Source organism: Candidatus Hodarchaeum mangrovi, from assembly GCF_975850365.1.
The window spans coordinates 1-6,025 of the sequence record NZ_CDLCQJ010000038.1; the positions used below are offsets into that span (position 1 = coordinate 1).

At 33.0% G+C, this 6,025-nt stretch carries 7 protein-coding genes and 2 pseudogenes; 7 read left to right on the top strand and 2 right to left on the bottom strand.

The window, feature by feature from the left end:
* From ACWVCY_RS04475 to ACWVCY_RS04505, 7 genes and pseudogenes are all read left to right on the top strand, one after another.
* Window positions 1–92, top strand: a pseudogene (locus tag ACWVCY_RS04475) (ATP-binding cassette domain-containing protein); the annotation flags it as partial.
* A gap of 573 nt (window positions 93–665) precedes the next feature.
* Window positions 666–1,454, top strand: a pseudogene (locus ACWVCY_RS04480) (ABC transporter ATP-binding protein); the annotation flags it as partial.
* A 56-nt stretch (window positions 1,455–1,510) separates the two neighbouring features.
* Entirely contained in the window at window positions 1,511–2,233 is a 723-nt protein-coding gene (locus tag ACWVCY_RS04485) for a CPBP family intramembrane glutamic endopeptidase (protein WP_455140617.1), read from the top strand.
* 167 nt (window positions 2,234–2,400) lie between these two features.
* Window positions 2,401–2,934, top strand: coding sequence for a hypothetical protein (locus ACWVCY_RS04490; RefSeq protein ID WP_455140619.1), 534 nt, complete (start codon window positions 2,401–2,403; stop codon window positions 2,932–2,934).
* Between the two features lie 167 nt (window positions 2,935–3,101).
* Complete coding sequence (locus ACWVCY_RS04495) at window positions 3,102–3,425, top strand: hypothetical protein (protein ID WP_455140621.1); 324 nt, start codon at window positions 3,102–3,104, stop codon at window positions 3,423–3,425.
* Between the two features lie 174 nt (window positions 3,426–3,599).
* Window positions 3,600–3,941: a DeoR family transcriptional regulator gene (locus tag ACWVCY_RS04500; protein WP_455140622.1), complete on the top strand. Its 342-nt coding sequence runs from the start codon at window positions 3,600–3,602 to the stop codon at window positions 3,939–3,941.
* Between the two features lie 58 nt (window positions 3,942–3,999).
* Window positions 4,000–4,350 (top strand): hypothetical protein, encoded by a 351-nt coding sequence (locus ACWVCY_RS04505; protein WP_455140624.1) that lies wholly within the window; start codon window positions 4,000–4,002, stop codon window positions 4,348–4,350.
* 14 nt (window positions 4,351–4,364) lie between these two features.
* On the opposite strand, the gene ACWVCY_RS04510 is transcribed toward ACWVCY_RS04505, so the two are convergent.
* The gene (locus tag ACWVCY_RS04510) at window positions 4,365–4,967 is read right to left on the bottom strand and encodes a hypothetical protein (RefSeq protein WP_455140626.1); all 603 of its coding nucleotides are present in this window, start codon (window positions 4,965–4,967) and stop codon (window positions 4,365–4,367) included.
* A gap of 101 nt (window positions 4,968–5,068) precedes the next feature.
* Window positions 5,069–5,947 (bottom strand): hypothetical protein, encoded by an 879-nt coding sequence (locus ACWVCY_RS04515; protein ID WP_455140627.1) that lies wholly within the window; start codon window positions 5,945–5,947, stop codon window positions 5,069–5,071.
* Window positions 5,948–6,025 lie beyond the last annotated feature (78 nt).

Below are 6,025 nucleotides of genomic sequence, written 5' to 3' on the forward strand. Positions count from 1 at the left end.
TTACTTTTGATGTCTATGAAGGAGAAACACTAGGTTTAGTTGGAGAAAGTGGTTGTGGAAAAACAACTGCTGGAAGAATGTTACTTCATCTACTTGAACCCACATCTGGAAGTGTGGTTATTAACGACCAAGACATAACAAGATTGGGAAAAGATTATATTCGGATTAAAGCGGCCTATAGTGTTCTAGTAATCCTAATTGGCTTTTTATTTTTTACTTTTTCCTATTTGATACCATCTGGATTTCTTCCTATTGGTACGGGCAGTTTCCTTGACTCCGTTGTCGATAATGGATATGTTACACTTTCTGGAGCTTTCTTAGAGAACCCAGCTACTGCAGAAGTTGAATTAGTTAGTTTTGCGAGTTTAACGCGAAATTGGCCGGATCTATCTTTTATTGTTGCTATTTTGTTCTTATGGGTATTTGTTTTCACACTTACCGCACTAATAGGAGTTGGAATGTTTTTAACTTCTCCAATATATCATCTGTTGAATAAAAGACCACCTGATTTTCCAACGACAAAAACAGGAGTATATTTAGCTGTCTTTGGAGTCGTAAGTGAATGGATTTTGATGATTTCAGTAATAATAATTGGTGGACGTTCATACTTTCCTAATATAGAAATGCTTATCTTCACGCTACTCGGGACTGCCTTAATAATCATTGGAGGTATATTCTGGCTGAGAATTGATAAAAATGAACCAATGGACAAAAAAATGAGAAAATTCCGAAAATATATTCAATTAATATTCCAAGATCCATATTCATCTTTAAATCCAAGAATGACTGTTTTTGATATCATAAGTGAAGGTCTAGATCTGTATGGTTTAGCCACTAGCCAAACAGAAAAGGAGCAGAAAGTACTTGAACTAATGGATCTAGTAGGTTTGGCTCCATTCCATATTTATCGATATCCCCATGAATTTTCAGGAGGCCAACGTCAAAGAATTGGTATCGCTCGTGCACTTTCGGTAAATCCTCAAATAATTATAGCAGATGAACCTGTTTCAGCTTTAGATGTTTCAATTCGTGCACAGATACTAAATCTTTTGGATGATCTTCAGACCAGCTTAGGATTAACTTACATTATTGTAGCTCATGATTTAAGTGTTATTCGACATGTTTCAGATCGTGTTGCCGTAATGTATGTTGGTAAAATAATGGAAATTGCATCCACTGATGACCTATTCCAGCAAGCACTTCATCCATATACTGAGGCTTTAATGTCTGCTGTCCCTATCCCTGATCCTACAAGGAAAAAGGACAGAATAATTTTAAGGGGAGATGTACCAACACCTATTAATCCTCAACCAGGGTGTCGATTTAGAGATCGGTGTAATTATGCCAAAGATAAATGCAATCAGGAACCTCCACTTGAGGAATTAATTCCTGGGCATTGCGTTGCCTGTTGGTTCTCAAAAGATATATATTCTATAAGAGGAGTAGTTACCTAATTCTCCTCTTTTTTAATCCCAAGAGCAGCGCGCTACTATTTTAGGAGTAAGAATTTTTGTTTTTCCAATATGAGTCTGAATTTCCTACACCAACTATTGATTCGTGGCCCCTTAAATTAAAAATTTTACTTTTTTTAATTCTACTGAGAACCTTTAAAGTTTATTATTGGATAACACGTCAGATTTTCTTTTTGCTATACCCCCAAGAAGAGCATTTTATGGCAGATAAAGTAGGTACAGATTTAGGGTTATTAATAGGTACAATTCCAATATTCTTGTTTTTCTGGTTAAATCGAGAATATCTGAGTCAATATTTTATAACCTATAAGTTTTCCCCCAGATATATCATTATTATGGCAATTGGGAGTATTTTTATTCTTATTGCTACTCTATCCTATTCAATTGAGAATATCAATACTGTTATCATTTTCCCTATTCAGCTATGGCCTGAAAGATTATTTTTTCCCTTGTATTTAGGTTTAATTGAAGAGCTTGAATTTCGATCAATCTTTATAGTTCAAATTTATTATTTACTATTGAAAAAAGGTTCGTCCTCAATCCAAGCTCAAATTCAAAGCTTTCTAATAATTTCTCTATTCTTTGGTTTAATATATCATTTTAAATACTTCTTAATAGGTAATTTCATATTATATATCCTAGTTTTTCTATTGGGGTTATTAAATACTTATATTACCTTAAAAACCAGATCTATTATTCCTGCGATATTCTTCCATCTGTTATTTAATTTTTATTTTGCAATTTTCAATATTACATTATAAAGCCTATCAAAAAATTTTCCTTGAAATTAACTTGTTGAATTTCCTTTCTTGCCCTTATGTAAAAGTATAAAATATATGTGTAAAGATATAATTTTAGAGATAAATTTCTCATCTCAAATCGAATAGCAATAAAACCTCTAAAATCCATCGATTTTGGTAGAATAATAATGGAAGGAAAACACTCATTTTGGGATTGGCTTTCTGAAAGAACTAACATACCCTCAATTTCCAATACAAGTTATGAAAAACTTAATTTTCGAGTTAGTCTCCTAAGAAACATCCTTCAAATAATTGTTTTTTTTTCTTCCATTTTTTTACCTTGGTATCGTCTATACCGTCCTTATGGTCCAATTGTTATCGATGCAGGTCCATTACAAATGAGGGTTGAAGCTATAGCTTTTTTATTAGTTTCAATCATATTCTCGATAATAATTATTTTTCGTCTCCTTCAAACCAAAAAATTTAACCTCAGGCAGATTAGAATATTAGAATATAGTAATGTCTTCATAGTGTTTCTTCTTCTCTCAATTATTGCAAACCCTGTTTTCTTACCTGGATTAGGTGATCGTTATACTGATTTTATCAGTTTACATACCTTAAACTTTGCTGGTTATCAAGTAATTCCTATGTTAGGATATATTGCGGTATTGGTGGGAATGGCCTCAATAATTGGAGGCGTAATATATTCGATTTTTTCATAACTTTTAAGAATCATTATTGAAGACTCTTACTAGAGTTGATTAATTTGGTCTCGTCATCCAAAATTCTGCAATTTAAGGATCAATATCCTCTCAGTTTCTTTGGTTTAATTGGAGTAATACTACTATTTATTAGCAATTTCATTTTTAATTTTAGAGAGGGGCTTTATATGATTATTATTATAGCTACAATCATTATTGAAGTCCTTATTGGGTCAATATTTCTGCTATATAACACTGCTTCGTTAATGTTAGCTTTATTCTTTCCAGATACCTTGTCTAAACCTGAAAAAGAATGGATTCAAATTCAGATGAGAAAAAATGTAATTATTATTATAATTTGGTTGGTAACAGTTATTGGAACCTTTTTGATAATTGGATCCTTCTTTGGTTTGGGTGTTGTATCTTCCTTGTATCTATTATCGCTTATTATGCTATATCATTATGCTGGAAAAGAAGAAAATCCATTCTTAGAACGAAGATACGAGTTCTAGTAGATCTAACCAAATAAAACGATTTTATTTTGACTCCCTGAAGAAAGCTTCATCTTTAATAATTTTATAATGTTAAATTTCAGTTGTGAGAATATATTTTTCTTATTGCTTTCATTGCTAGAAAGACTTTTATTTTGTATAATAGTCATATAAAATCGGGAAGATCACGGGAAAATGAAGGTAGCATCTGAATTACCAGTTGAGGTTAAGCAATCAAAACTCCGATCTATGCCCCCAGCAACGATTACGATCCTCAAGGCTTTCAAACAAGGCCAAACCGTCACAACTAATGATTTAAAGGTTCTTACTGGTTATTCTACACGAACTATTCGATATTCCATCAGAACTCTTTTAGAGGAGGGTATTATCCAAAAACATATCAACTTAAAGAATATGAGAGTGGCTGAGTATAAACTGATACTTATAACAAAGCCAATTCAAGATGAAACAAAGTTTGAAAGGTTTTCTACCGAGAAATTAAAATCAACAATGGTAGGGATAAAAAACCCGAAATAAAGCTCATATATTGTTTTGAATTTTATACCAGGTAACAAAAACATCTGGGTGGATAATTTTGGAAGCTATACTAGAGCGTAATCCTCGATTTGAGATTATAAAAAAAATAGCATTTGGAATAACAGTTTCTATAGTAATTGTAATAATAGATATTGTACTTAATCGAAAAGAATTTTCATTCAGTGGAGTTGGATTAGTTTTATTTTTAACTGGGGGAATCTTTCTTGTTATAGGAGGATTCAGAGATATTTTAGAATCGATTGTAATACGTAAGGTTCGTGGACAAAATATATCAGATTATTTGAGCTCATCAAAAAGGGCTTATTTTTATGGTTTTGGTAAAGCTGGAGAAGATATTGTTGCCGGAGCTTTTCTAATCGTATTATCATTCATAACTGTGTTGTTCTAGAATTTTGAATAATACTAAAAAATAAGAGCAATTAAAATTAATCCAGCTGCAAAAATAAATAGTCCACCACAAAAGAAAAGAAAAATGTCTCTCAGTGGTAGATTAAACTGATCATAAATTGTTTTAACATTTCTATTTTTCAGAAAATTGCTTACAATTTCCATCTGTGATTGAAGTAAATCATTTACAACAAATCTTCTTATATCATTCTGAAAGAAATAAATAGAATATCGTTCTCCAAGCTTAATTATTTCTATACAGGTAATATCTGTATGTTGAATTGACCAACCTAAAATTTTAGGAGCCTCAAGTTTGTCTGATCGTGATAAACCCCGAATAGTTTCATATTCTCGTGAAACCGTGTCTGCAACAACTGTCTTGCGTACTTCAGTTCCATATAAAAGGGTTCTTTCAGTGGTCCAAATCAATTTCCCATTCATAATTTTTTGTGCATCATACATTGCATAAATCTCTTCTGTATAAAACATCACATTCTCACTAAGGGAGGGCAAGGGGTCGTCTTGACCATTCCATAAGAAATTTTCTTGATTTGTTCTAAAATTTTCAAGATCAGCAATAATTGCCTTTGGTAATGGTGAATTATTGATAAAAGACATTTATTAGCACATCGTAAAAAAGAATAAGATTTAAAAAAAGGATTGAAAAATAAAACCATTAAAGGTCTTATTTTCAATTTTTAAAGGGATTTAAAAATTGGTTATTCTTTTCTTTTTCGCAAAAGAGCTCCAAATACTACTAACGTGATCATGATAATAGTAGCTTCAAAACCTGGAGTACTCTTGGCTTTACCCCAATCTCCTTCTGCATAGACGTCTTTCATATCACCATCGAATGTGATAACGAGTTCATCAAGGCCAGAGACAATACCAAATGTATTATTCGCTATTGGAGTTTCTGGATCAGCAGGATTTCCAGCAGAGGGGTATTTGAGGGATGTGACAAATCCTGTAACAGCATCATATTCAATGTCAAATGCATAATGTTGTGTGGGGTAACCACCACTGATTTCACCTTTAATTGTTTCCCCTTTAGTTCCGTTTTCCCCAGTGTTTAGTAAAGTAGCACCATGGGTTCCAATAGTCCAGCGACGATCGAAGGTTGATGCCCCAGTCGGTAAACCGAAGCTATTTATCCATAGTCGTTCTAAAGAATTAAGACCTGCTTCAAGTACATTAAGACCTGTGGGATCATTACGGACGTACACAGGAAATTGTAAGAAGTTGAAAGTGGTTTCACCTGCTGTGAAATTCATTTTATGAGTTCCAACGGTCGTTTCTATTCCTGTATAGATAACTGGGCCGAGAGTTGGTATTGCAGTTGCTTCATTGGGAGCTGCGGTCCATTTCAGAGTGATATTTTCACCCTGTTTCAAAGTAACATTATTAGCCCAGCCCCAGTTCCATGTAGTTGCACCAGATGCGTTAACCGTGTCAATATTCCATGAATAAACAGCATCTTTCTTGACTGCTGCATGCCATTTGACAGATACCACTGTAACAGCACCAGAGGCTGGTATGCTTTGTAACAGAATAACAAGAGTCAAGAGGCTGACTCCAAATAAAATCTTCTTATTCATATTAAGATATCCTCCAATTCTATTAATAGAATCTTAATGAAGAAGCTAATTATAGAATAGTTTGGTTTCCATAATAAA